This is a genomic window from Streptomyces mutabilis, from assembly GCF_046628145.1.
GTDB lineage: Bacteria > Actinomycetota > Actinomycetes > Streptomycetales > Streptomycetaceae > Streptomyces > Streptomyces mutabilis.
Genome location: NZ_CP176874.1, coordinates 5,191,568 through 5,212,192, shown reverse-complemented (window position 1 = coordinate 5,212,192; position 20,625 = coordinate 5,191,568). Strand labels below are relative to the sequence as shown.

The 20,625-nt window shown below is 70.6% G+C and carries 20 protein-coding genes and 1 riboswitch; of the genes, 12 read left to right on the top strand and 8 right to left on the bottom strand.

The annotated features are described in order from the left end of the window. Positions 1-7 precede the first annotated feature (7 nt). Complete coding sequence (locus ACLIN4_RS23635; RefSeq protein WP_411576179.1) at positions 8-916, top strand: 1-aminocyclopropane-1-carboxylate deaminase/D-cysteine desulfhydrase; 909 nt, start codon at positions 8-10, stop codon at positions 914-916. Between the two features lie 83 nt (positions 917-999). Here the strand turns inward: ACLIN4_RS23635 and ACLIN4_RS23630 are convergent, their stop codons facing one another. Further along, positions 1,000-2,592: a Na+/H+ antiporter gene (locus ACLIN4_RS23630; RefSeq protein ID WP_100045854.1), complete on the bottom strand. Its 1,593-nt coding sequence runs from the start codon at positions 2,590-2,592 to the stop codon at positions 1,000-1,002. 61 nt (positions 2,593-2,653) lie between these two features. Here ACLIN4_RS23630 and ACLIN4_RS23625 point away from each other — a divergent pair, with 61 nt between their 5' ends. The 3 genes from ACLIN4_RS23625 to ACLIN4_RS23615 all read left to right on the top strand — a co-directional run bounded on the left by ACLIN4_RS23625 (position 2,654) and on the right by ACLIN4_RS23615 (position 4,659). Further along, positions 2,654-2,914 carry a UBP-type zinc finger domain-containing protein gene (locus tag ACLIN4_RS23625; RefSeq protein ID WP_043380062.1) on the top strand — a complete coding sequence of 87 codons (261 nt, stop codon included), beginning with the start codon at positions 2,654-2,656 and terminating at the stop codon, positions 2,912-2,914. Positions 2,915-3,163: 249 nt separating this feature from the next. Then, positions 3,164-3,577 carry an anti-sigma regulatory factor gene (locus ACLIN4_RS23620; RefSeq protein WP_043380065.1) on the top strand — a complete coding sequence of 138 codons (414 nt, stop codon included), beginning with the start codon at positions 3,164-3,166 and terminating at the stop codon, positions 3,575-3,577. A 17-nt stretch (positions 3,578-3,594) separates the two neighbouring features. Continuing rightward, positions 3,595-4,659 (top strand): RNA polymerase sigma factor SigF, encoded by a 1,065-nt coding sequence (locus ACLIN4_RS23615; RefSeq protein WP_179342324.1) that lies wholly within the window; start codon positions 3,595-3,597, stop codon positions 4,657-4,659. Positions 4,660-4,733: 74 nt separating this feature from the next. Here ACLIN4_RS23615 and ACLIN4_RS23610 read toward each other — a convergent pair whose 3' ends face one another. Next, positions 4,734-5,180, bottom strand: a complete 447-nt coding sequence (locus ACLIN4_RS23610; RefSeq protein ID WP_107476787.1) for a hypothetical protein — start codon at positions 5,178-5,180, stop codon at positions 4,734-4,736. A gap of 154 nt (positions 5,181-5,334) precedes the next feature. Between ACLIN4_RS23610 and ACLIN4_RS23605 the strand changes: the two genes are divergently transcribed. Together ACLIN4_RS23605 and ACLIN4_RS23600 are read left to right on the top strand one after the other, a co-directional pair. Beyond that, positions 5,335-6,303 (top strand): diacylglycerol/lipid kinase family protein, encoded by a 969-nt coding sequence (locus tag ACLIN4_RS23605; protein ID WP_107476788.1) that lies wholly within the window; start codon positions 5,335-5,337, stop codon positions 6,301-6,303. 319 nt (positions 6,304-6,622) lie between these two features. Beyond that, the gene (locus ACLIN4_RS23600) at positions 6,623-6,880 is read left to right on the top strand and encodes a WhiB family transcriptional regulator (RefSeq protein WP_003973730.1); all 258 of its coding nucleotides are present in this window, start codon (positions 6,623-6,625) and stop codon (positions 6,878-6,880) included. A gap of 256 nt (positions 6,881-7,136) precedes the next feature. Here the strand turns inward: ACLIN4_RS23600 and ACLIN4_RS23595 are convergent, their stop codons facing one another. Both ACLIN4_RS23595 and ACLIN4_RS23590 read right to left on the bottom strand, forming a co-directional pair. Next, positions 7,137-8,612 carry a sensor histidine kinase gene (locus ACLIN4_RS23595; RefSeq protein WP_100045857.1) on the bottom strand — a complete coding sequence of 492 codons (1,476 nt, stop codon included), beginning with the start codon at positions 8,610-8,612 and terminating at the stop codon, positions 7,137-7,139. A 435-nt stretch (positions 8,613-9,047) separates the two neighbouring features. Further along, positions 9,048-9,686 (bottom strand): TetR/AcrR family transcriptional regulator, encoded by a 639-nt coding sequence (locus ACLIN4_RS23590; protein ID WP_289908777.1) that lies wholly within the window; start codon positions 9,684-9,686, stop codon positions 9,048-9,050. 97 nt (positions 9,687-9,783) lie between these two features. On the opposite strand from ACLIN4_RS23590, the gene ACLIN4_RS23585 reads away from it, so the two are divergent. Continuing rightward, on the top strand, positions 9,784-10,536 hold the full coding sequence (locus ACLIN4_RS23585; protein ID WP_107476789.1) for an SDR family oxidoreductase: 753 nt from the start codon (positions 9,784-9,786) through the stop codon (positions 10,534-10,536). 152 nt (positions 10,537-10,688) lie between these two features. Then, positions 10,689-11,474 carry a glucosamine-6-phosphate deaminase gene (nagB, locus tag ACLIN4_RS23580; protein WP_107476790.1) on the top strand — a complete coding sequence of 262 codons (786 nt, stop codon included), beginning with the start codon at positions 10,689-10,691 and terminating at the stop codon, positions 11,472-11,474. A 186-nt stretch (positions 11,475-11,660) separates the two neighbouring features. Here the strand turns inward: nagB and ACLIN4_RS23575 are convergent, their stop codons facing one another. The 4 genes from ACLIN4_RS23575 to ACLIN4_RS23560 form a co-directional block, all read right to left on the bottom strand. Further along, positions 11,661-13,154: a glycoside hydrolase family 3 protein gene (locus ACLIN4_RS23575; RefSeq protein WP_100045860.1), complete on the bottom strand. Its 1,494-nt coding sequence runs from the start codon at positions 13,152-13,154 to the stop codon at positions 11,661-11,663. 8 nt (positions 13,155-13,162) lie between these two features. Continuing rightward, complete coding sequence (locus ACLIN4_RS23570; protein WP_373420271.1) at positions 13,163-14,059, bottom strand: carbohydrate ABC transporter permease; 897 nt, start codon at positions 14,057-14,059, stop codon at positions 13,163-13,165. After that, on the bottom strand, positions 14,056-15,048 hold the full coding sequence (locus ACLIN4_RS23565) for a carbohydrate ABC transporter permease (protein WP_107476791.1): 993 nt from the start codon (positions 15,046-15,048) through the stop codon (positions 14,056-14,058). The genes ACLIN4_RS23570 and ACLIN4_RS23565 overlap by 4 nt, the downstream gene beginning before the upstream one ends. Before the next feature lie 138 nt (positions 15,049-15,186). Then, positions 15,187-16,491 carry a sugar ABC transporter substrate-binding protein gene (locus ACLIN4_RS23560; RefSeq protein WP_382021869.1) on the bottom strand — a complete coding sequence of 435 codons (1,305 nt, stop codon included), beginning with the start codon at positions 16,489-16,491 and terminating at the stop codon, positions 15,187-15,189. Positions 16,492-16,944: 453 nt separating this feature from the next. Between ACLIN4_RS23560 and ACLIN4_RS23555 the strand changes: the two genes are divergently transcribed. The 4 genes from ACLIN4_RS23555 to ACLIN4_RS23540 all read left to right on the top strand — a co-directional run bounded on the left by ACLIN4_RS23555 (position 16,945) and on the right by ACLIN4_RS23540 (position 20,290). Then, complete coding sequence (locus ACLIN4_RS23555; protein ID WP_411576178.1) at positions 16,945-17,709, top strand: GntR family transcriptional regulator; 765 nt, start codon at positions 16,945-16,947, stop codon at positions 17,707-17,709. A 137-nt stretch (positions 17,710-17,846) separates the two neighbouring features. Continuing rightward, the gene (locus ACLIN4_RS23550; protein WP_107476792.1) at positions 17,847-18,104 is read left to right on the top strand and encodes a DUF3311 domain-containing protein; all 258 of its coding nucleotides are present in this window, start codon (positions 17,847-17,849) and stop codon (positions 18,102-18,104) included. After that, complete coding sequence (gene mctP, locus ACLIN4_RS23545) at positions 18,101-19,711, top strand: monocarboxylate uptake permease MctP (RefSeq protein ID WP_179342320.1); 1,611 nt, start codon at positions 18,101-18,103, stop codon at positions 19,709-19,711. Before ACLIN4_RS23550 ends, mctP begins: the two co-directional genes overlap by 4 nt. Positions 19,712-19,783: 72 nt before the next feature. Then, on the top strand, positions 19,784-20,290 hold the full coding sequence (locus ACLIN4_RS23540; RefSeq protein ID WP_107476797.1) for a GNAT family N-acetyltransferase: 507 nt from the start codon (positions 19,784-19,786) through the stop codon (positions 20,288-20,290). Between the two features lie 114 nt (positions 20,291-20,404). Beyond that, a riboswitch (cobalamin riboswitch) is annotated at positions 20,405-20,502 on the top strand. Positions 20,503-20,625 lie beyond the last annotated feature (123 nt).

The following is a 20,625-nucleotide window of genomic DNA, read 5'->3' as shown; positions in this document are numbered from 1 at the left end:
TGGCGGGGTGCCCGGTACCGACACCTCCGACCTCGCCGCCCTGCGACCCCGCCTGCCCTCTCCGCTGCACGAGGTCTCCGACGAGCGGTTCGAACGGCACGGGGTGCGGCTGCTGCTGAAGCGCGACGACCTGATCCATCCGGAGCTGGTCGGCAACAAATGGCGCAAACTCGCGCCGAATCTCGCCACGGCGGCCGGCCGTACGGTCGTCACGTTCGGCGGCGCGTACTCCAACCATCTGCGTGCCACGGCAGCCGCCGGCCGACTGCTCGGACTGCCCACGGTGGGTGTGGTGCGCGGGCAGGAACTGGCCGGCCGGCCGCTCAACCCCTCACTGGCCCGGTGCGTGGCCGACGGCATGCGACTGCACTTCGTCGACCGCTCGACGTACCGCCGCAAGACGGAACCGGACGTCCTGGCGGCGCTCCTGCGCGCGGTCGCCGCCGAGGACGCGGTCGTCGTGCCCGAGGGCGGCAGCAACCCGGCGGCCGTGCGCGGCTGCCGGGCGCTCGGCGAGGAACTGGGCGAGCACGCCCACGTGGTCGCCCTCGCCTGCGGCACCGGCGGCACGCTCGCGGGGCTGGCCGCCGGTCTCCCCAGGGGGCGGCGGGCGCTGGGCATCCCCGTGCTCAAGGGCGGTTTCCTGGCCGACGACATACGGCGGCTCCAGGACCGCGCGTTCGGCGGCCCGCGCGGCGAGTGGAGCCTCGACGACCGCTTCCACGGCGGCGGCTACGCCCGCACCGGGCCCGGGCTCGACTCCTTCGCCGAGGACTTCGAACGCCGTCACGGCCTCCCCGTGGAGCGCATCTACGTCGCCAAGATGCTCCACGCCCTGGTCACCCTGGCCCAGGAGGGTGCCTTCGCACGCGGGGCGACCGTGGCCGCGGTCATCACCGGCCGCCCCTTCTCCTGACCCGGGACGCCCTGCCCGCCCGGCCCCGCGTGTGCTTCAGCGGGACGCCCGCCCCTGTCCTTCAGCGGGACGCCCGGGACGCCCTACGTCGTCTCCCGGTACGCCGCCGCCTCCTCCAGGTCCAGCCGGCGCAGCAGGGTCCGCAGCATCTCGTCGTCGATGTAGCGGCCGTCGCGGAGCCGGACGAAGACCTCGCGCTCGGCGCCGATCATCTCCCGGGACAGCCGCCGGTAGGTGTCGTCGACGGACTCGCCGGTGACCGGGTTGACCTGGCCGAGCCGTTCCCAGACGGCGTTGCGGCGGCGTTCCAGGACCGTGCGGAGGCGGTCGGCGAGGGGGGTAGGAAGGGCGTTGCGCTCGTCGGCGAGGAGGTCGTCCAGACGCTGCTCGGCGGCGCGGGAGGCCTGCGCCTGGGCGTTGGCCTCCGCGAGCGTCTCGGCCTGTACGTCGTGGTCGGGGAACTTCAGCAGGCGGATCAGCGGCGGCAGGGTGACGCCCTGGACCACCAGTGTGCCGATGACCGTGGTGAAGGTGAGGAACAGGATGAGGTTGCGCTCGGGGAAGGGCTCGCCGCCGTGCACGGTGAGCGGGATGGAGAAGGCGATGGCCAGCGAGACCACGCCCCGCATCCCGGCCCAGCCGATCACGAACGGCCCTTTCCAGGAAAGCTCCCCCTCTCTCGCGCGCACGCGTGCCGACAGGCGCGGCAGGTAGGTCGCCGGGAACACCCACACGAAGCGGGCCACGGCGACCACCAGGAAGACGGCGACCGCGTACCAGGCGGCGTCGACGCCCTCGTAGTCCCCGAGGCCATCGAGGACCACGGGCAGCTGGAGTCCGATGAGGGCGAACACCGAGGACTCCAGGACGAACGCGACCATCTTCCACACCGCGTCCTCCTGGAGGCGGGTGGCGAAATCGACCTCCCACGCGCGGTGTCCCAGACAGAGCGCCACGACCACCACCGCGAGCACCCCGGACGCGTGCACCTGCTCGGCGACCGCGTAGGCGGCGAACGGGATCAGCAGGGAGAGCGTGTTCTGGAGGAGGGCCTCCTTCACGTGCGTGCGCAGCCAGTGGATCGGCACCATCAGCACCAGGCCGACGCCGACGCCGCCGACCGCCGCGATCAGGAACTCGACGACCCCGCCGGCCCAGGTGGCGCCCTCGCCGACCGCCGCCGCGAGCGCCACCCGGAAGGCGGTGATCGCGGTGGCGTCGTTCACCAGGGACTCGCCCTGGAGGATCGTGGTGATCCGGTTCGGCAGCCCCACGCGGCGGGCCACCGCCGTGGCGGCGACGGCGTCGGGCGGCGCCACCACCGCGCCGAGCACCAGGGCCGCGGTGAGGGGCAGCCCCGGCACGATCAGGTACGCGGCGGCGCCGACGACGAAGGTCGCGAAGAGCACGTAGCCGACGGACAGCAGCGCCACGGGGCGCAACTGCGCCCGCAGGTCGAGGTAGGAGCTGTCGGTGGCCGCGGTGTGGAGCAGCGGGGGCAGCAGCAGCGGCAGGACGATGTGCGGGTCGAGGGTGTAGTCGGGCACGCCCGGCACGTAGCTCACCGCCAGGCCCACCGCCACCAGCAGCAGCGGTGCCGGCACCGGCAGCCGACGGCCCGCCGCGGCGATCGCGGCGCTGCCCGCCACCAGCAACAGCAGTGGCATCACGTCCATCGTCCTCGCCCGCCCTCGATTTCCGCGCGGTGATCCGCACACCCGTCGTAACCTGGCAATCATGAAACAGTGCACGCACGCCGACGCGCTGCCGCACCCGGAACCGGAGCCGCGCAGCGAGACCTGCCCGGAGTGTCTGGCCGAAGGCACGGACCCGGTGCAGCTGAGGCTGTGCCTCGTGTGCGGTCACGTCGGCTGCTGCGACTCCTCGCCGAGGCAGCACGCGACGGCGCACCACAAAGAGACCGGCCACCCGGTGATGCGCACCTTCGAGCCCGGCGAGAACTGGCGCTGGTGTTTCGTGGATCACGTACTCGTGTGACCTCGGTCGGGGACGGTTCGACCGTCTGAGGCCTGGGTACGTCAACCCGGCGCGCGCTCTTCCGATTTGAGCCCGACGAACCCCTAGCCACTGTACGTGTTCATGTGTTTACTATGAGTGACAGCAAGGGGTTGGGGTCTCGGGGACAGGAAAGTTCGGAGCGCGATAACGTCACCGCTGAACCACGTATCGCGTTACCCCGAGGGCGAGCCTCGGCCCTGTAACGCTTGTACCACCTTGGAGGTGAGGGTGTCCCAGAACGCAGGCGAGCCCGCGACCCAGGACTTCGTCGAAGTCCGGCTGCCGGCCGCGGGTGCCTACCTGTCGGTGCTGCGTACGGCCACGGCCGGCCTCGCGGCCCGTTTGGACTTCACCCTCGACGAGATCGAGGACCTGCGCATCGCAGTCGACGAGGCCTGCGCGATCCTGCTTCAGCAGGCCGTGCCCGGCTCGGTGCTCAGTTGTGTCTTCCGCCTCGTCGACGACTCGCTCGAGGTCACCGTCTCGGCGCCGACCACGGACGGCCACGCCCCCTCGCGAGACACCTTCGCCTGGACCGTGCTGTCCGCCCTCGCGGGCAAGGTCTCCTCCGCCGTGGACGAGGACAACACCGTTTCGATCAGCCTCTACAAACAGCGCGGCGCGGGACCCGGGCCGGCGTGAGGAACGGGGACGGGCCGGTGCGGGACGAAGAGCGCGGCACACGGGAGCGGCCGGCCGAGGGCACGCGTGCCGAGAACGAGACCCGACGCATGACGGACGGTATCGACGGCATCCCCGAGCAGGCCCGGCCGCATCCTCAGGACGAGGCCTCGCCCGAGGCCGTCGTCCCGGGCGACGGGCAGCGGACCGGGGACACCCCCGTCCGGCCCGTCCGAGCGGAGGCGAAGGCTCGGGAAAGGGCAACGGGCGGGACGATGAGCGAGCACGAGCGACACTCCGAGGACGACGCGCCGGGTGCACGGGGCACGCAGGGCACGCGCCACGACCCGCAGGACCGCAGCGGGGCGCGCCTGATGTTCGCCGAGCTGCGCACGCTGGAGAAGGACAGCCCCGAGTACGCGGAGCTGCGCAACCGGCTCGTCCGCATGCACCTCCCGCTCGTCGAGCACCTCGCGCGCCGCTTCCGCAACCGCGGCGAGCCCCTGGACGACCTCACCCAGGTCGCCACCATCGGACTGATCAAGTCGGTCGACCGCTTCGACCCGGACCGCGGGGTGGAGTTCTCCACGTACGCGACCCCGACGGTCGTCGGCGAGATCAAACGGCACTTCCGGGACAAGGGCTGGGCGGTACGGGTGCCGCGCCGGCTGCAGGAGCTGCGGCTGGCGCTGACGACGGCCACCGCGGAGCTCTCGCAGCTGCACGGCCGCTCCCCCACCGTCCACGAACTCGCCGAGAAGCTGTCGATCTCGGAGGAGGAGGTCCTGGAGGGCCTGGAGTCCGCCAACGCGTACTCCACGCTGTCCCTGGACGTCCCGGACACCGACGACGAGTCACCGGCGGTCGCGGACACCCTCGGCGCCGAGGACGAGGCCCTGGAGGGCGTCGAGTACCGCGAGTCCCTCAAGCCGCTGCTGGAGGACCTGCCGCCGCGGGAGAAGCGGATCCTGCTGCTGCGCTTCTTCGGCAACATGACCCAGTCGCAGATCGCGCAGGAGGTCGGCATCTCCCAGATGCACGTGTCGCGGCTGCTGGCGCGCACGCTGGCGCAGCTGCGGGAGAAGCTGCTGGTCGAGGAGTAGCCGCGACGCCGGGAGGGCCGCCCGGGCGGCGGTCGCGCCCACGCCCGTGCCGAGGATCGGTCGCCGGGCGGCGGCTACTTCTGCGCGTTGCCCGGTCCCCGGATGCCGAGGGCCTGGGTGGTCGCCGGGTTCACCAGCAGCACCAGCGCCGTGACCGCCACGACGGCGAGCACGATGCCCGCCGGAATGGCGACGCTGTCGGCGTTCAGCGCGTTGTAGGCCACGGGCAGCGCCATGATCTGCGTGATGATGGCGGGTCCCCGGCTCCAGGCCCGCCGCGCGAGCAGACCGCGGGCGGCGAGCAGCGGCAGCAGGGCGAGGACGATCAGGGTGACGCCGCCGGTGACGGCGGAGGTCCGGTCGTCGGGGTGGCCCGTGAGACCGCCCACGAGCATCCAGGCTCCGCCGACGACGAGCGCCAGCCCCTCCAGTGCGGCCAGAGCGGCCGCGGCGGTCAGCCGCCCGGGACGGGGGCCCGCCTCTTCGACGGCTTCGGGGGTGGGGTTCTGCTCACTGCTCACCCCAGAAGGGTAGCCCTCGGCACACCGGCGCCCGTGGGCGCGTCCCGCGCCGCGCTGCCGGCGGGCGCGCCCGGCCCGGCCACTCGCGTCCGCGGCCGCGGCGATCTCCCCCTCGGTCTGGGCCGGGTACCGCCCAGTAGGTACCCTGCACAGCATGCGTGCACTTCTCGTGGTCAATCCGGCGGCAACCACCACGAGCGCGCGCACGCGCGACGTGCTGATCCACGCGCTCGCCAGCGAGATGAAGCTGGAGGCGGTCACCACCGAGTACCGCGGCCACGCCCGGGACCTCGGCCGGCAGGCGGCGCAGAGCGACGACGTCGAGCTGGTGGTGGCCCTCGGCGGCGACGGCACGGTGAACGAGGTCGTCAACGGCCTGCTGCACGCCGGCCCCGACCCGGAGCACCTGCCCCGCCTCGCCGTGGTCCCCGGTGGATCCACCAACGTCTTCGCCCGCGCCCTCGGCCTGCCCAACCACGCGGTGGAGGCCACCGGCGCCCTGCTGGACGCGCTGCGCGACGGCAGCGAGCGGACCGTCGGACTCGGCCTGGCCTCGGGCACACCGGGCACGGAGGACGAGGCGGTGCCGTCCCGCTGGTTCACCTTCAACGCCGGCCTGGGCTTCGACGCGGGCGTGGTCGGCCGGGTCGAGCAGCACCGCGAACGCGGCAAGAAGTCGACGCACGCCCTCTACGTCCGCCAGGTGATGCGCGCGCTCATCGGGGAACCGCACCGACGCAACGGGACGATCACGCTGGAGCGGGCCGGCGAGGACCCGGTCACCGATCTGGTGCTGTCCATAGTCTCGAACACGTGCCCCTGGACGTTCCTCGGCAACCGCCCGATCTACGCGTCGCCCGAGGCCTCGTTCGACACCGCGCTCGACGTCTTCGGCCTCAGCCGCCTGTCGACGGCCGCGGTTGCCCGGTATGGCACCCAGTTGCTCACTTCGTCCCCCGAGCGCGGGCCCCGTGGCCGGCACGCCGTCTCCCTGCACGACCTGACCGACTTCACCTTGCATTCGAAGGTGCCGCTGCCCCTTCAGATGGACGGTGACCACCTGGGGCTGCGGACCAGCGTGACGTTCACAGGCGTACGCCGTGCACTGCGTGTGATTGTGTGAGCAGAAGGGGCTAAAGTCCTTTCACTCGAACGTTTAGACCAGGATCCACCCCCAGGAAGTACGGCTGTGACCTAGTCGACACCGACGAATCAAAAAAAACTTTCCGGAAGGGGTTGTATCCGCCGCCGAGGTTTGCGAGTCTCTTCTTGGCGATCGGGACGGCCCGCAAGACCGGCCTCCACAGATCACCGGAACCCCTCTTCAAATCACAGGACCACGCCGGGCAACCTGGCGGTAGGCCCTTCCCTTGTTGAGGGATTCGTGAAAGCGTTCACATTCACAAGCACCCTGCATGTAATACCAAGGAGAGGTAGCAGCCATGGACTGGCGTCACCGCGCCGTTTGCCGCGAGGAAGACCCCGAGCTCTTCTTCCCCATCGGCAACACCGGTCCCGCGCTGCTGCAGATCGAGGAAGCCAAGGCCGTCTGCCGTCGCTGCCCCGTCATGGAGCAGTGCCTGCAGTGGGCGCTCGAGTCCGGTCAGGACTCCGGCGTCTGGGGTGGTCTCAGCGAGGACGAGCGCCGCGCGATGAAGCGCCGTGCCGCCCGCAACCGGGCTCGTCAGGCCTCCGCCTGACCAGCCACCCCTGCTGACAGCCTGAGCTTGGCGGCGTGTACAGCGCGTACACAACCCCCGCTCCCGAGCCGCAGCGCGCAGTACCCCCGATGCGCATCGGACGATGGATCGCACGAGCACTGGCCCCGGACCTTCACCGGTCCGGGGCTTTTTGCTGTCCGGGCCTGTGAAGGTCCAGTCGCCGTACGGTCCGGTGAAGGCCCGATTGCTGTCCGGGCCGGTGCAGGTCTGGACCGGTGGAGGCCCGGACCGCGCCCTACTTCTGCGTGGGCACCGGGATGTCCAGGATCACCCGGGTACCGCGCTCGGGGGCGGGGACCATGTCGAAGCTGCCGCCGAGCTCGCCCTCGACCAGGGTGCGCACGATCTGCAGGCCGAGATTGCCGGAGCGGTGCGGGTCGAAGTCCTCGGGCAGACCGACGCCGTCGTCCTGGACGGTGACCAGGAGCCGGGCCTCCTTCGTGGTGCCGCCGCGGACGGCGGAGACCTCGACCGTGCCCGTGTCGCTCTCGCGGAAGCCGTGCTCCAGCGCGTTCTGCAGGACCTCGGTCAGCACCATCGACAGGGGGGTCGCGACCTCCGCGTCCAGGATGCCGAAGCGACCGGTGCGCCGGCCGGTGACCCGCCCCGGCGAGATCTCCGCCACCATGGCCAGCACACGGTCGGCGATCTCGTCGAACTCCACGCGCTCGTCCAGGTTCTGGGAGAGCGTCTCGTGCACGATCGCGATGGAGCCGACCCGGCGCACGGCCTCCTCCAGCGCCTCGCGGCCCCGGTCGGACTCGATCCGCCGCGCCTGGAGGCGGAGCAGGGCCGCCACTGTCTGGAGGTTGTTCTTCACCCGGTGGTGGATCTCCCGGATGGTGGCGTCCTTGGTGATCAACTCGCGTTCGCGGCGGCGCAGTTCCGTGACGTCGCGCAGCAGCACCAGTGAACCGATGCGCGTGCCCTTGGGCTTGAGCGGGATGGCGCGGAACTGGATGACCCCGTCGTGGGCCTCGATCTCGAACTCGCGGGGTGCCCATCCGCTGGCCACCTTGGCCAGCGCCTCGTCCACGGGTCCGCGGGACGGGGCCAGTTCGGCCGTGGTCCGGCCGAGGTGATGGCCCACCAGGTCGGCGGCGAGGCCCATGCGGTGGTAGGCGGACAGGGCGTTCGGTGAGGCGTACTGGACGATGCCGTCCCCGTCGACCCGGATCAGGCCGTCACCGACGCGGGGCGAGGCGTCCATGTCGACCTGCTGGTTCTCGAACGGGAAGGCACCGGCCGCGATCATCTGGGCGAGGTCGGAGGCGCTCTGCAGATACGTGAGTTCCAGGCGGCTCGGGGTCCGTACGGTGAGCAGGTTGGTGTTGCGGGCGATGACGCCCAGGACACGGCCCTGGCGGCGCACGGGGATGGACTCGACGCGGACCGGCACCTCCTCGCGCCACTCCGGATCGCCCTCGCGCACGATCCGGCCCTCGTCGAGGGCGGCGTCGAGCATGGGGCGCCGGCCGCGCGGGACGAGATGACCGACCATGTCGTCCTGGTACGAGGTCGGCCCGGTGTTGGGGCGCATCTGGGCGACGGAGACGTAGCGCGTGCCGTCACGGGTGGGGACCCACAGGACCAGATCGGCGAAGGAGAGGTCGGAGAGGAGCTGCCACTCCGACACCAGCAGATGGAGCCACTCGAGGTCGGAGTCGTCGAGCGCTGTGTGCTGGCGTACGAGTTCGTTCATGGAGGGCACGTGGCTGAGCGTACCTGGCGGTTCGGACGGCGATCGAGATCGGCCGGAGGCTCCGTGCGCGGTGCCGGCCCGGCGCGCTCACCGGCCTCGGAAACACCCGCGGGCCGCGGCGCCTGGGAGGGACCCTCAACCCTCCCGGCACCGCAGCCCGGAGCAACATCGGCCGTGGGGTGTGCGGTCCCGGTCGGCCGAAGGATGAGGAGCCGGGGCAGTCAGGGCAGAGAGCTCCGGATCCTCGGTCCGCCCTCCTGTGCGGGGAAGGCGGAAGTCTGTCGATCACTTCGCGCGAATCTCACGGTGAGTGCCTCAGTGGCCATTGTGGACTAGACCACTCATCGTGTCCATGCATGCGGTGGACGGTGTTTGCTGTTGTCGGGTCCGCTCCGCCGACCACTCGGGCGTCCGAGCGCCCGGCAGAAGCCTAACCCCGTTGGCTCAGACGCGGGGCCAGACGGCCAGGGCAATTTCCGCGAGTGCCTCCAGTTCCTCCCGGCTCGCGCCGTCGCGCGCCTGCTGGGACATGCCCTGGATCATGGCGCCGACGTACCGCGCCAGGGCGGCGGCATCGGTGTCCGGCGGCAGTACGCCCGCGGCGACGTCGGCAGCGATCCGGCTCTCGATCGCGGCGATGTTGGCGTTGCGCCGCCGGCGCAGGTCCTCCTCGACCTCGGCGGTGGAGCAGTTGGCGGCCGCGTGGATGACGAGGCAGCCGTGCGGCCGCCCGGGGGCCGTGTACTCGACCGCGGCCTCGCGCAGCATCCGGTCCACCCCCGCCCGGGCGGTGGGCTCCTCGGCGAGGGCACGCGTCCCGAAGGAGCCGTACCGGGCACCGTACTCCTGGACGACCTCCTCGAAGAGCGAGCGCTTGTCGCCGAAGGCGGCGTAGAGACTCGGCGCACCGATGTCCATGACGCGGGTGAGGTCGGAGACCGACGTGGCCTCGTAACCGTGCTCCCAGAACGCCATCAGCGCCTTCTCCAGGGCCGTCGCCCGGTCGAAGGAGCGGGGCCGGCCACGGGTCCTGCCCTTTCGGACCGGCACGCCCCCCTGCCCGCTCTTCTCACTGCTCACCATGGAGTGCATTTTATAGCGGGCGCTAGAGAAATGTCGTCGGCCTGTTGTACGGTCATTTCTGTAGCGACCGCTAGGGAATTGTGGAGGGGGCGCCGACATGGGCGTGCTTGCGGGCAGGACGGCTCTCGTCACGGGGGCGAGCAGGGGCATCGGGCGAGGGATCGCGGAGCGGCTGGGCCGCGACGGCGCGCGGGTCGCGGTGCACTACGGCAGGAACGGGGCCGCGGCGAGGGAGACGGTCGCCGCGATCGAGGCGGCGGGCGGCTCGGCGTTCGCGATCCGGGCCGACCTGCGGGCCCCCGGGGCGGCCGAGGCACTCTGGGAGGAGTTCGACCGGCACGCCGACGGAGTGGACGTCCTGGTGAACAACGCCGGGATCGGCAACACGCGCCCCATCGCCGAGATAGGCGAGGAGGAGTACGACGCGGTCTTCGCGGTCAACGTGAAGGCGCCCTTCTTCATCCTCAAGCACGGGATGGAGCGCCTGCGCGACCGCGGCCGGGTCGTCAACATCTCCTCGGGCCTGGCGCGTACCGCGGTGATGCCGGACAACGTGGCGTACGCGATGACCAAGGGCGCGTTGGACGTGCTCTCGCGCGACCTCTCCAAGGTCCTGGGCACCCGCGGCATCACGGTGAACTCGGTGGCGCCCGGGATCATCGAAACGGACAACACCGCCGAGCTGCTGCACGGGAGCGCGGACGGCTGGGACCGGGCGGCGGCGCTCTCCGCCCTGGGCGGGGTGGGGGCTCCGGCCGAGGTCGCCGACGTGGTCGCCTTCCTCGCCTCGCACGAGGGCCGGTGGGTCACGGGGAGCTGGGTGGACGCGACGGGAGGTTCCCTGACGTGACACCGGCGTGAGGCAGGCGTGAGGCAGGCGTGAGGCCGCCACCGGCCTGACCGTTCGACGCGCCCGCGGGGTCCAGCTCTGTTAGATTGGTCTAAACCACATAGCCAGTCCCGGACCCCGGGTTCGTCCTCTCTTCGAAACGGCAGGCCAGCGTGGAAGTTGTCATCGTTCCCGACGCCAGGGCAGGCGGCGAGCTCATCGCCGAGGCCATGGCGCAGCTGCTCCGGCGCAAGCCCGACGCCCTGCTCGGGGTGGCCACCGGCTCGACGCCGCTGCCGGTGTACGAGGCACTGGCGGCGAAGGTGCGCTCGGGCGCCGTGGACACCGCGCGGGCGCGGATCGCCCAGCTCGACGAGTACGTGGGGCTCCCGGCGGAGCACCCGGAGTCGTACCGCTCGGTGCTGCGGCGCGAGGTGCTCGAACCGCTGGGCATCGGCATGGACGCGTTCATGGGCCCCGACGGCACGGCGGCGGACGTGCAGGGTGCCTGCGAGGCGTACGACGAGGCGCTGGGCGCGGCCGGCGGGGTCGACCTCCAGCTGCTGGGGATCGGTACGGACGGGCACATCGGCTTCAACGAGCCGTGTTCCTCGCTCGCCTCCCGGACCCGGATCAAGACGCTCACCGAGCAGACCCGCGTCGACAACGCGCGCTTCTTCGACGGTGACATCGACCAGGTGCCGCACCACGTGATCACGCAGGGCATCGGCACCATCCTGGAGGCCAGGCACGTCGTGCTGCTCGCCACCGGCGAGGGCAAGGCGGACGCGGTGGCCGCGAGCGTGGAGGGCCCGGTCGCGGCCGTGTGCCCGGCGTCCGCGCTCCAGCTCCACCCGCACGCCACGGTCGTCGTCGACGAGGCCGCGGCCTCCAAGCTGAAGCTCGCCGACTACTTCCGGCACACGTACGCCCACAAGCCGGACTGGCAGGGCATCTGATCCGAGCCCGCGCGCGGTGCCTCACGGCTCCGTGCGGGAAGGGCGCCGCTCCCCCGCCGTCGGGGACGGCGCCCTTCGTCGTGCGTACCGCTGCCCGCCGTACGCACGGCGGCCCGCCCCGGACACCCCTCCCCACGCCGAAGGCGCCGACCTCCACAGCAGGAAGCCGGCGCCTTCGACGTACCGCTACACGCCCGCCACGGCCTCCGCCGCCGCCCGGCCGCAGACGCGGGCCGCGCCGTGGGTGGCCAGGTGGAGGGAGCCGCGGGGTTCGGCGCGGGGGACGCCCATCTCGACCACGATCGTGTCGGGACGGGCCGCCAGTACGGTGTCCAGGGCCGCCGCCATCCAGGGGTGCCGGTGCTCGTCGCGGACCACCGCGACGATCCGGCGCTTTCCGGCGGCGGCCAGCACCTCTCCCCCGGCGTCCGGGCCGGTGAAGCTGCCGGTCTCCGTCCCGGGCAGCAGACGGGAGAGCTCGGCGGCGATGCCCCAGGGCGTCTCGTCGCCGACCGCGATGTTCGCGACCGGGCTCAGCGCGGCGACGAACGGCGGCTCGGTGAGCGGCGTGAAGCCGTCGGCGCCGGTGAGCCGCAGGGCACGGCGGGCGGCGCGCAGGCCCACGTCGCCGTCGGCACCGTCCGCGACGCGGGCGGCGTCCGCCCGGTGCGCCGAGGTCCAGCGGGCCAGGGCACGGACGCGTTCGGCCGCGTCGGCCAGGCGCTCCTCGGCGAGTTCACCCGCGCGCACGGCCCCGACCAGGGCGTCGCACAGCCGCCGTACCGTGTCCTCGTCGGACAGGCCGCCGCCCACGCAGATCGCGTCGGCGCCGGCGGCGATGGCCAGCACGCTGCCGCGTTCGATGCCGTACGTGCCGGAGATGGCCCGCATCTCGATGCCGTCGGTGACGATCAGGCCCTCGTAGCCCAGTTCACCGCGGAGCAGGTCGGTCAGAATGCGCCGGGACAACGTTGCCGGTCGGTCCGGGTCCAGCGCCGGGGCCAGGATGTGAGCGCTCATCACCGCGCGGCTGCCGGCGGCGATGGCCGCGCGGAAGGGGACCAGGTCCCGTGCGGCCAGCACGTCGCCGTCCACGTCGATGCGCGGCACGGCGTGGTGGGAGTCGACGGCCGTGTCGCCGTGCCCGGGGAAGTGCTTGGTGCAGGCGGCCACTCCGGACGACTGGAGGCCGGTGACGTAGGCGGCGGTGTGCCGGGCGACGAGGTCGGTGCCGGAGCCGAAGGAGCGCACGCCGATGACCGGGTTGTCCGGGTTGGAGTTCACGTCGGCGGACGGGGCCCAGTTGAGGTTCACTCCGCACTCCGCGAGCCGGCGGCCCAGTTCCGCGGCCACCGCCCGGGTGAGCCCGACGTCGTCCACGGCGCCGAGGGCGAGGTTGCCGGGGAAGGAGGAGCCGGTGCGCACCTCCAGGCGGGTGACGTCGCCGCCCTCCTCGTCGATGGCGACGAGCACGTCCTCGCGTTCGGCGCGCAGCTGTGCGGTCAGCGCGGCCAACTGCTCGGCGCCGGCGACGTTGCGGCCGAACAGGCCGACGGAGGCCAGCCCTTCACCGAGGCGGCGCAGCAGCCAGTCGGGCGCGGCGGTGCCGGTGAAGCCGGGCTGGAGGACCGCGAGCGCGTCGCGCGTGAGGGTGTCGGTGGCCCGGGCGATGGTCGTCATCGGTGGCGTCATCCCTTCACGGCGCCGGAGGTGAGGCCGGCGGCCATCTTCTTCTGTACCAGCATGAAGAACGCGACGACCGGAATCGCGATCAGTGTCGAGGCGGCCATGAGCGCGCCGTAGTCGGTGCCGCGGTCGGTGGTGAAGTTCATGAGCCACACGTTGAGCGTGTACTTGTCGTTGTCCTGCAGCACGATGTAGGCGAGCAGGTACTCGTTCCACGCGTTGATCAGGGAGAAGATCGACGCCGCCGCCAGCCCGGGGGCGAGCAGCGGGAAGATGACCCGCCAGAAGGCGCCCATGCGGGAGCAGCCGTCCACCATCGCCGCCTCCTCCAGCTCCCTGGGGATGTTCACGACGAACCCGCGGATCATCCAGGTCGCGAACGGCAGCGTGGAGACGAGGTAGATGATGATCACGCCCCAGTACTCGTTGATCGCGCCGAGGTCGTTCAACTGGATGTAGAGGGGGATGAGCATGGTGGTCGGCGGCAGCAGCTGCACCAGGAGCAGCACGATCATGAAGACCTTGCGGCCGGCGAACCGGAAGCGCCCGATGGCGAAGGCCGCGATCGTGGAGAGGATCATCGCGCCGACGACCGCGGTCACACAGATGATGAGGCTGGACTGGATGGCGGTGCCGAAGTTGGGCGCGTCGATCGCCCGGGAGAAGTTGTCCAGGGTGAGGGAGGACGGCCACAGCGTCTGGTCGTAGGACCGGATCTCGTGGTTGGGGCGCAGGGCGCTGATCACCAGCCAGTACACCGGGAAGGCCATCACCACGAAGGAGACGAGTCCGACGAGGTTGTAGAAGTGCCGGCTGCGCTTCTTGCGGTCGGGCCGCAGGGCGGTGTCGAGCGCGGGCTCCGTCGCGCCCGGGGCGGTCGTGGCGGTGGTGGTGCTCACTCGACGTCTCCGATCTTGATCAGCTGGCGCAGGTAGTAGACGGCCACGCCGGACAGGAGCAGCACGGTGATCAGCGCGATGGCGGCGCCCTGGCTGAAGGAGTTCGACTCGAAGGCCTTCTCGTAGGAGTACAGGCCGAGCAGGTTGTACTCCGGCTCCGGCTTGTTGCCGCGCATCAGGAAGACCTGGCCGAAGACGTTGAAGTCCCAGATCACCGAGAGCGTGGCCACCATCTGGAAGACGGGCTTGATGACGGGCCAGGTGACGTAGCGGAAGACGCCCGTGCGTCCGGCGCCGTCGAGTTCCGCGGCCTCCTCCAGCTCGGCGGGCACCTGGGTGAGCGCCGCGTACAGGGTGACTGCCACGAAGGGCACCGCTCCCCACACCACCACGGCGCCGATCACGAGGAAGCCCTGCTTGGGGTCGAGGAACCAGTTGTGGCCCTGGAAGTCGAGACCGAGGTACTCGGTCAGCACCATGTTGGCGACGCCGTAGTCGGAGTCGGCGAACCAGCGGAAGATCGAGGTGGCCACGAGCAGCGGCAGCGACCAGGCGGCGATGAGCGCGCCGGTCAGCAGCAGCCGTACGGCCTTGGTCATGCGCTGCATGGAGTGGGCGAGGAAGAGCCCGATGGCCATGGTGGCGACGACGCACACGACCATGAACAGGACGGTGCGCCACAGGACGTCGTAGAACTCGCTCTCGCCGAGGATGTTGGTGAACTGCTCCAAGCCGACCCACTCGGCGGCCTGACCGGTCCACAGTTCCTTTCTGCCCACGTCCTGGAAGGACATGATCACTGTCTTGACCAGCGGCCAGACGAACACCGCGGCGAGTGCCACGACGGCCGGCGCGATCAGGAGATAGGGCAGCAGGGGCCCGTTCGTCCACCGGCTTCGCCGGGGTGCGGACGGTGCCGGGCCGTCACCGGCGGGTGGCCGCGGGGCGGGCACCTCCGGGCCGGCGGTCTTGATGTCGGCGGCACTCACTGTGCTGGCCTTCCGTTCGAAGGGTTCTGCATCGGAGCGGTGGCCGGTCCGCCGAAGGCGGCCGGCCACCCAACCGGCCCTGCCCGGCCGCGTGGCCGGACAAGGCACCGGAGGTCAACGGGAGTCGAGCGGGGAGGCTCAGGCGCTCTCGTTGATCAACGAGTTGATCTCCGCGTCGGCCGCCTTGGTGGCGTCGGCGACCGACTTGCCCTTGAGGATGTCGAGCAGCATCGTCTCGAGCGTTTCCTTCTTCTCGATCGCGGCCCAACCGGGGGCGATCGGGGTGAACCAGGCGTCGGGGACCGCGTTGGCGATCGGGGCCGTCTCCGGCTTGGCCTTCAGCGGCTCGAGCTGCTTGGTGTTGTTGGGCAGGATGTCCTTCTCGGCCAGCGCGGCCTGGGACTTCTCGTTGGTGAACATCGAGATCCAGTCCTGCGCCATGTCCTGCTGGTCGGACTTGGAGACGGTGGCCAGGTCGGACCCGCCGATGAAGGAGGGCAGGGTCTTGCCCTCCGGGCCGGGCATGCCCGCGACGCCGATCTTGCCTTCCAGCTTCGGGTTGCCGTTCGTCTTGGAGTCGACGACGCTGCCGGCCTCCCAGCCGTTGCCGTAGAGCAGGGCCGCCTTCTCGTTGGCCATGACGTTGGCGTGGTCCTGCTCGTCCTTGGTCTGGTCGCCGTTGTTGTACTTCTTGACCAGGTCGACGAAGTGCTGGATGCCCTTCTGGGCCTCCGGCGTGGACAGGGCGGCCTTCCACTCCTTGCCGCCCTCGTCGTACGTGGCGATCTCACCGCCGTACGCGGCGACGTAGGACATGGCGGCGTACCAGTAGCGGCCCGGCAGGTACAGCGAGGAGAAGGCGTTGTCCTTCTTGTACTTGTCCTGGACCTTGTCGAGGGCCTTGAGCAGGTCGGCCTCGGTCGTCGGCAGCTGGTCCGAACCGGTACCGGCCTTGAACATGTCCTTGTTGTAGATGGCGACGCGGGCACCGGCGTAGTACGGGACGCAGTACAGCTTGCCCTCGTACGAGCAGGTGTCCTTGAGACCCTCGATCCACGTGTCCGAGTTGTCGTACTTCTTGGCGTCGATCTCGCCGAGGGCACCGTTGAGGATGTAGGTCATCGTCTCGGTGTTGCCGAGCTCGACCACGTCGGGGAACGAGTCGCCGGACAGGGCGGCGTCGAGCTTCTTGGTCTTGTCCGCCCACTGCTGGTACTGGACGTTGACCTTGACCCCGGGGTACTTCTTGTTGAACTCGTCATTGGCCTGCTTGACCAGTTCGGGCCAGCTGCTCTGGGCGTCCACCATGAGCCAGACGGTGAGTTCGCCCTTGCGGTCCTTCGGGTCCTGCTTGGACGAGCCGTTGTCGTCGGAGCCCCCGCACGCCGCGATGGATGCCATCATGCCCGCGATACCGATCGCGGCTATCAGCTTGCGCTTCACGCCACCCTCCTCAGGGATGCCACAAACCCCCCTGCCTCCCTGCGGTTCGAGCGTGAACGCGTACCGCTCCTGGGGCCGGGACCTGGACCAATGGTGTAGACCAGTACGGGGAGCTTGGCCCAGACCAATAGGGCTGTCAAGGGTGTGCAACGGGGCTCCTCGCGTCCGTGATGGGACCGAGATATGCAGGGACCTTTCATTGCGCAAGCGGCAGATCGGGCGGACCGGGACCGGGTGTACCACTGCCCACCGAACGACGTGCCGGTACGGTCCCGAACGCGCGTACCAGCGCTGTCTGGCGGCGCTGTGGACTAGACCAACAACGGTCCCGGAGGTATACAGAGGGGATCACGGAGCGTGCCGGGCCCTACCGGCGCGAAGCCGTGCCACGATGTGAGCCGTGGCCGACAGGGATATCGGTCGCTTCGGCATCCGGAGCCGGGAAGGCAGAGCATGAGCACCGACGTCAGCAGTGCGGAGAACGAGGGTGGGACGACGGTCCGTACCGCGCGCGTGCCCAAGTACTACCGCCTGAAGAAGCACCTGCTCGACATGACCCGGACCCAGGCCCCGGGCACCCCCGTCCCGCCCGAGCGCACGCTGGCCGCGGAGTTCGACACCTCGCGCACCACCGTGCGCCAGGCCCTCCAGGAGCTGGTCGTCGAGGGCCGCCTGGAGCGCATCCAGGGCAAGGGCACCTTCGTCGCCAAGCCCAAGGTGTCGCAGGCCCTGCAACTCACCTCGTACACCGAGGACATGCGCGCCCAGGGCCTCGAACCCACCTCGCAGCTGCTGGACATCGGCTACATCACCGCCGACGACCGGCTCGCCGGGTTGCTGGACATCACGACCGGCGGGCGCGTGCTGCGCATCGAGCGGCTGCGCATGGCCAACGGCGAGCCGATGGCCATCGAGACCACCCACCTCAGCGCCAAGCGCTTTCCGGCCCTGCGCCGCTCCCTGGTGAAGTACACGTCCCTCTACACCGCCCTCGCCGAGGTGTACGACGTCCATCTCGCCGAGGCCGAGGAGACCATCGAGACCTCGCTGGCCACGCCGAGCGAGGCCGGCCTGCTCGGCACCGACGTCGGCCTGCCCATGCTGATGCTGTCCCGGCACTCGCAGGACCGGACCGGTCAGCCGGTGGAGTGGGTGCGCTCGGTCTACCGGGGCGACCGCTACAAGTTCGTCGCCCGCCTCAAGCGGCCCCAGGACTAGACCAAACCCTCCGCTGCGCGCCCCTGACATTGCGGTTGGGGACCGATATGCGGACGAGGGCTTCCGCCGTCCTGAACCCGTCACCTACATTTCGTGCGCACTGCACGAGGTGATCAGCGAGGGGACGGAGCCACCGCATGTCACAAGCCCCACCACAGAGCAGAGAACCGGTGGTGACGCCGGTGCGCGTCGTCATCGGCCTCTGCCTGCTCGCACCGTTCGTCGCCATGATCTGGGTCGGGTCGTACGCGAAGTCCGACCCCACCTTCATCGGCATCCCGTTCTTCTACTGGTACCAGATGGCGTGGGTACTCATCTCCACCGCGCTGACGATGATCGCCTACAAGCTGTGGCAGCGTGACCAGCGCGCCCGCCGGAAAGGCGGTTCGCAGTGAACGACGGCGTGAACGGCGTCGCACTCGCCGTCTTCATCTTCTTCTTCGTCCTCGTCACCGCCATGGGCTTCCTGGCCGCCCGCTGGCGCAAGGCCGAGAACGAGCACAGCCTCGACGAGTGGGGCCTCGGCGGCCGCTCCTTCGGTACCTGGGTCACCTGGTTCCTGCTGGGCGGCGACCTGTACACGGCGTACACCTTCGTGGCCGTCCCGGCGGCGATCTACGCGGCCGGCGCGGCCGGCTTCTTCGCGGTGCCGTACACGATCCTGGTCTACCCGCTGATCTTCACCTTCCTGCCCCGCCTGTGGTCGGTCTCCCACAAGCACGGGTACGTGACGACCTCGGACTTCGTGCGCGGCCGGTTCGGCTCGAAGGGGCTGTCGCTGGCGGTCGCGGTCACCGGCATCCTCGCCACGATGCCGTACATCGCGCTCCAGCTGGTCGGCATCCAGGCCGTGCTGGACGTGATGGGCGTCGGCGGCGGCGAGGACACCAACTGGTTCATCAAGGACCTGCCGCTGCTGATCGCCTTCGGTGTGCTGGCGGCGTACACCTACTCGTCGGGGCTGCGCGCGCCCGCGCTGATCGCGTTCGTCAAGGACACGCTGATCTACATCGTGATCGCGGTGGCGATCATCTACATCCCGATCAAGCTCGGCGGCTTCGACGACATCTTCGCCTCGGCGAACGACAAGTTCACCGAGTCGGGCAGCGGCGGACTGGTGCCGGACCACGGCGGCCAGTGGACGTACGCCACCCTGGCGCTCGGCTCGGCGCTCGCGCTCTTCATGTACCCGCACTCGATCACCGCGACGCTCTCCTCGCGCAGCCGTGAGGTGATCCGCCGCAACACCACCATTCTGCCGCTGTACTCCCTGATGCTGGGCCTGCTGGCGCTGCTGGGCTTCATGGCGATCGCGGCCGGGGTGAAGGTGGAGAACGGGCAGCTGGCGATCCCGCAGCTGTTCGAGAACATGTTCCCGGACTGGTTCGCGGGCGTGGCCTTCGCGGCGATCGGCATCGGCGCGCTGGTCCCGGCGGCGATCATGTCGATCGCGGCCGCGAACCTCTTCACCCGCAACATCTACAAGGACTTCATCAAGCCGGACGCCACCCCGGCCCAGGAGACCAAGGTCTCCAAGCTGGTGTCGCTGCTGGTGAAGGTGGGCGCGCTGGTCTTCGTCCTGGGCATGGACAAGACGGTCGCGATCAACTTCCAGCTGCTCGGCGGCATCTGGATCCTGCAGACCTTCCCGGCCCTGGTCGGCGGCCTGTTCACCCGCTGGTTCCACCGCTGGGCGCTGCTCGGCGGCTGGGCGGTCGGCATGGTCTACGGCACGGTCGCGGCGTACGGCGTGGCCTCGCCGACGCAGAAGCACTTCGGCGGCTCCTCCGACGAGATCCCCGGCATCGGCGAGATCGGCTACATCGGCCTCACCGCCTTCGTGCTGAACGTCCTGGTCACCGTCGTCCTGACCTTCGTCCTGCGGGCGGTCAAGGCACCCGACGGCGTCGACGAGACCAAGCCGAGCGACTACACGGCGGACGCGGGCGACCCCGGCGTCCAGGTGGAACTGCCGCCGGCCACGGCGGGCTCCTCGCACTGACCCCTGGTACGCGGCGGGCCGTCGGAGAAATCCGGCGGCCCGTTGTCGTACCCGTCCGGCACACTCGGCGACATGGACTTCGCTATCCGGCGGGCGGCCGCCGACGAGTACGAGACCCTTGGCGAGATCACCGCGCGGGCCTACCTCCAGGACGGACTCCTGGACTTCGGCGAGAGCGACGCGTACCTCGGCGAGCTGCGGAACGTGGCCCAGCGGGCGGCGGCCGCCGAGGTGCTGGCCGCCGTGGCGGACGGCCGGGTGCTCGGCGGCGTGACCTTCGTGCCGTCCGGCGGCCCCATGGCCGACATCGCCCGGCCCGGCGAGGCCGAGATACGCATGCTCGCCGTCGCTCGCGAGGCACGCGGACGCGGGGTCGGCGAGGCCCTGGTGCGGGCCTGTGTCGACCGCGCGCGGGCCGTCGAGGGCTGCGTGCGCGTCGTGCTGTCGACCCAGCGCACCATGCGCCCCGCCCACCGCCTCTACGAACGGCTGGGCTTCGTCCGCACCCCCGACCGCGACTGGAACCCGCTGCCGGAGCTGGACGACATCACGCTCCTCACCTACGAACTGACGCTCTGACACCGGCGCGACACGGCACCGGGCCACACCCCCGGACACCCCCGGGGACACAACAGCTGGGGGTGCTCGCCAAGCCCGGCACAAGATGTATGCTCATGCTCGCTGTCGCCGCAGGGGAATCCGGTGCGAATCCGGAACTGTCCCGCAACGGTGTACTTGCGTGCATCCGTACGTCTTCGCACGTGCGCGCACGCCTGTTCAGTCCGAGGACCTGCCGACAGTGCGCCCGGCCGCCCTGGCCCGGGCGCCATGACGTCCGGGCCTCGTGGAGTGGGCCGGTGGACGCGACGCCGTGCGCGCTCGTGAGCTGCCCCCTGCCCTCCGCCAGGCCCCGT

Coding starts and splice junctions, on each gene's coding strand:
- ACLIN4_RS23630 (WP_100045854.1), bottom strand. CDS start 2,592: ATGGACGTGATGCCACTGCTGTTGCTGGTGGCGGGCAGCGCCGCGATC.
- ACLIN4_RS23625 (WP_043380062.1), top strand. CDS start 2,654: ATGAAACAGTGCACGCACGCCGACGCGCTGCCGCACCCGGAACCGGAG.
- ACLIN4_RS23550 (WP_107476792.1), top strand. CDS start 17,847: ATGTCACAAGCCCCACCACAGAGCAGAGAACCGGTGGTGACGCCGGTG.
- ACLIN4_RS23575 (WP_100045860.1), bottom strand. CDS start 13,154: ATGACGACCATCGCCCGGGCCACCGACACCCTCACGCGCGACGCGCTC.
- ACLIN4_RS23605 (WP_107476788.1), top strand. CDS start 5,335: ATGCGTGCACTTCTCGTGGTCAATCCGGCGGCAACCACCACGAGCGCG.
- ACLIN4_RS23600 (WP_003973730.1), top strand. CDS start 6,623: ATGGACTGGCGTCACCGCGCCGTTTGCCGCGAGGAAGACCCCGAGCTC.
- ACLIN4_RS23590 (WP_289908777.1), bottom strand. CDS start 9,686: ATGGTGAGCAGTGAGAAGAGCGGGCAGGGGGGCGTGCCGGTCCGAAAG.
- ACLIN4_RS23555 (WP_411576178.1), top strand. CDS start 16,945: ATGAGCACCGACGTCAGCAGTGCGGAGAACGAGGGTGGGACGACGGTC.
- ACLIN4_RS23540 (WP_107476797.1), top strand. CDS start 19,784: ATGGACTTCGCTATCCGGCGGGCGGCCGCCGACGAGTACGAGACCCTT.
- ACLIN4_RS23585 (WP_107476789.1), top strand. CDS start 9,784: ATGGGCGTGCTTGCGGGCAGGACGGCTCTCGTCACGGGGGCGAGCAGG.